4 protein-coding genes are annotated in these 3,153 nt (G+C 73.5%); all 4 read right to left on the reverse strand.

The window, feature by feature from the left end; translation table 11 throughout:
* On the reverse strand, positions 1-390 hold a 390-nt coding region (locus FOE67_RS20995), incomplete at its 3' end, for a hypothetical protein (protein ID WP_182666399.1).
* Entirely contained in the window at positions 387-1,178 is a 792-nt protein-coding gene (locus FOE67_RS21000; protein ID WP_182666400.1) for a hypothetical protein, read from the reverse strand. The genes FOE67_RS21000 and FOE67_RS20995, both read right to left, overlap by 4 nt.
* Before the next feature lies 1 nt (position 1,179).
* Complete coding sequence (locus tag FOE67_RS21005) at positions 1,180-1,746, reverse strand: DUF4913 domain-containing protein (protein WP_194444538.1); 567 nt, start codon at positions 1,744-1,746, stop codon at positions 1,180-1,182.
* Positions 1,747-1,799: 53 nt separating this feature from the next.
* Complete coding sequence (locus tag FOE67_RS21010; protein WP_182666401.1) at positions 1,800-2,894, reverse strand: DNA cytosine methyltransferase; 1,095 nt, start codon at positions 2,892-2,894, stop codon at positions 1,800-1,802.
* Between the last annotated feature and the right edge of the window lie 259 nt (positions 2,895-3,153).

A 3,153-nucleotide genomic window follows, 5' to 3' on the forward strand; every position in this document is an offset into this window, starting at 1 on the left:
GAGGTGGGGTGAGCGGGCGCGGGCAGCAGTGGCCCGGTTCTCGGGCGGGGTGTTCGTCGTCTCCTGCCGGCGTTCGAGCCGTGCGGCGGCCGTGCGGTAGACGGCGTTGTCGCGGCGTTCACCGACGGCCAGGAGGTAGATCTCCCTGCGGTGCTGGGAGGAGGCGGGGGCGTCCCGGTACTGGATGACCAGGCGCCACCTGGTCTGTGGGTCGACGTAGACCTTGTGGCAGCCGAGGAGTTCACGATGCATGGCGGCACCGCGCTCGTTGCCGTGGACGAGGTGCTGAAGTTCCAGGAGCGCCAGGTCGCGGATCTCCTCGGGCACGGTGCGAAGGTCGTTCAGCGCGTCGGGATGGGCGGCGAACGCGAAGCGGGCGTACCTGCTCATCGGCCGCTCCGGCGCGGCCGGGTCACGGGGTTGGGCGCTGCGCGGTGATCCGGGGCGTGGGGGATCGGTGGTGCCTGTGCGGGGAGGCCGGGGCTCGTGAGAGTCGTGTGGGAGCGAGCGGCTGCCGCCCGGGCGTCGGCGGCGGTGGTGTCGGCCGGCGGGAGGTCGCGTGTGGCGAGCCAATGCCGGGCCGAGTCGACATCGGCGAAGTCCCCTTCCCGAAAGCGGTAGGTGCTCAGGTCGGCGGCGAGGTCCTCCACGACCAAGAGGTAGGGGGAGACGGCGGAGCCTGCCTGGTTGTCGTGGAGAAGTGCCCAGGTCTCGCCGTCGTGATCGGGAAAGACGGGTTCGACGGTGTGGTGGTCCACCAGCGTGTAGCGGCCGTGGAGGTCGGTGCGCAGGCGGTTCTCCGTCCCGCGGGTGTGGTCGTCGGCGGGCACGGGCCCGTCCGCGGTGGAAAGGACGAGGGCTTCGAGCGGGCAGCCGTTGCGGTGCAGCCAGTTCTGCGCGAGCGGGAGCAGGGGGTGGTGCCGTTGGTCGAAGGTGAAGGTGCGTGCGGTGAGGTCCCGGGTGACGTGCTGGGAGAGGAAGGCGGGGGAGCCGGGGACGTCCCAGATGGCCGCCCGGTCGTAGGCCAGGAGGTAGGTGTGGCGGCCGTCGGCGGTGTGGTGGACGGCGAGCGGTTGGTGCATATCACTCGACAGGAGTGCGGCGTCGAAGTCCTCCTCGGCCCGGTCGGTGGCGGGGGAGAAGCCGTCGAGGCGGTGCCGGTTGTCGCGAGGGTTCATGTCAGGCTCCGGCGGCTTCCGGGGAGGGCAGGAGGCGGTGGTGAGGACGGGCGGGGCTGGTGGTGCACGCGCCGAACGGGCCGTCCGGGGAGCGGAGGTGCTGGAGGGTGGGGTCGAGGTGGTCGCGGTGCCAGACGGCCGGTCCGGTGAGGCCGGCTTCGGCGTCGGTGAGCTGTTGCCAGGCCAGCCACAGCGCATGGAGCCGCGCGACGGCTTCGGGGTGCTCGGGCCAGCGCGCGCACCAGGGGCGACCGGCGGTGATCTCCCTGCCGTAGACGGGGAGGAAGAGGTGGTGCACCCACGTGGCGAGGGCCGCCAGTTCCTCGGCGTACGCCCGGCCGTCCAGGGCCAGGATGAAGATGGAGGAGGGCTCCTCCCGGGAGCCGGTGGCCCCGGGGGCCGAGGGGTCGGGTCGGGACTCGGCTTCGTCGACGAGGCGGGTGAGGGTTTCGTCGACCCGTTGGCCGTCGGTGACGAGCCTGGCGACGGTGGCGGCGAGGTCGTCCAAGTCGTGGTCGGGCACGCGTATCGGCTCGTCGGCGGCGCCGGGCGGGGTGAAGTCGGGCAAGGTGAAGCTCCGGGGGAAGAGAAGGGGTGCGAGTCGAGCGGGGGACAGGCCGTTTAGGACTCGGGGTGGTGTGGGCAGTGCGCCAGGGGCGGGGCGAGCAGCTCGATGGCCCGGGACGCCTGCCGGGGCACGACGCCGTTGCCGAGCGAGGTGAGCTGGGCGGGTCGGCCCAGGCCGGGGGTGGCGGTCACCCAGCCATCGGGCAGGCCCTGCATCCACTCGACGAAGGCCGGGCTGAGCCGCCCGGCCGCGTCGGTGGGCGGCGGCGCCGGGCGGGTGAGCGTCTCCCATCGGGAGATGGCGGCGGCGTAGCGTCCCCAGAGCTCCTCGGCCGAGCGGTCGGGGAGTGACTCGGTCGTGCCAACCGGGCGGCAGCCGACGGGAGGGTGAGGTCGCCGTTGCCGTGCCGCTGGTTCGGCGAGCCCTTGGTGCCGTCCGTCGCCTTCGGCGTCGGCAGCAGTGGGGGGTTCGGATCGTGACCACCGGTGTCGCGGTGGGTTGGGCGCCGGTTGCCGACCTCCGTCCCGGTGATGCCGGTTCGGGCCGTGGGCGCGGCGCCAGGCGGTGAGGAAGATTCGGGCCCGGTGGTGGGGTGCGCCGACGTCGGCTGCGCGAAGCAGGCGCCATCGTGCATCGAACCCGAGGCCGGCCAGGGTGCCGAGTACGGCGCCGAGTGCCCGCACAGGCTGATCTGGACGGCCTCCCAGACACCACGGACAGGGTTCCAGCGGGCGAGGGGAAGCAGCGGGCGCGGTGAGGATGCCGCGGACGTTTTCGATCACCACCAGACAGGGATTGAGGGCTTCGATGGCGCGGGCGATGTGGTGCCACAGCCCGGATCGGGTGCCGGGGGCCAGGCCGGCGCGGTGACCGGCGACGGACAGGTCCTGGCAGGGGAACCCGGCGGTCACCACGCACACCCCGGGGACTTGGTGCCAGTTGACGGTGGTGAGGTCGCCGAGGTTCGGAACCCCTGGCCAGTGGCGGGCCAGGACCCGGGAGGGCCCGGGGTCGATCTCGGCGTGCCAGGCGACCCGGCCGCCCAGGGCCGCCTGGACGCCGAGGTCCAGCCCGCCGTAGCCCGAACACAGGCTTCCGATCAGGCGTTGTCGGGGCTCCGGTTCGGTGGGCAGGGCGTGCCCCGGCATCACGGCCGTTCGACGGGCCCGCCCATCGAGCTCTGCCTCGGGGGAAGCGGCCAGTGGGAGCCGAGGGGAACACCTGGCCGCGGGGAGGGGGTCGGGGAGTCGCTCGGCACCTCCGGGCGCGGTTATCGGCGGGGTGAGGCCGTCGTCGCGCCGGGTTCGGCGGAGCGGCGGATGCTGCCCGGAGGCGGTGCGGGCTGCGTTCATGGCGAGGCCGTCCTTCGGCTCCGGTGCTCGGGCGCCGCGATGGACGGGGGCGGTG

The organism is Streptomyces calidiresistens (assembly GCF_014141525.1).
Taxonomy (GTDB): Bacteria; Actinomycetota; Actinomycetes; order Streptomycetales; family Streptomycetaceae; genus Streptomyces; species Streptomyces calidiresistens.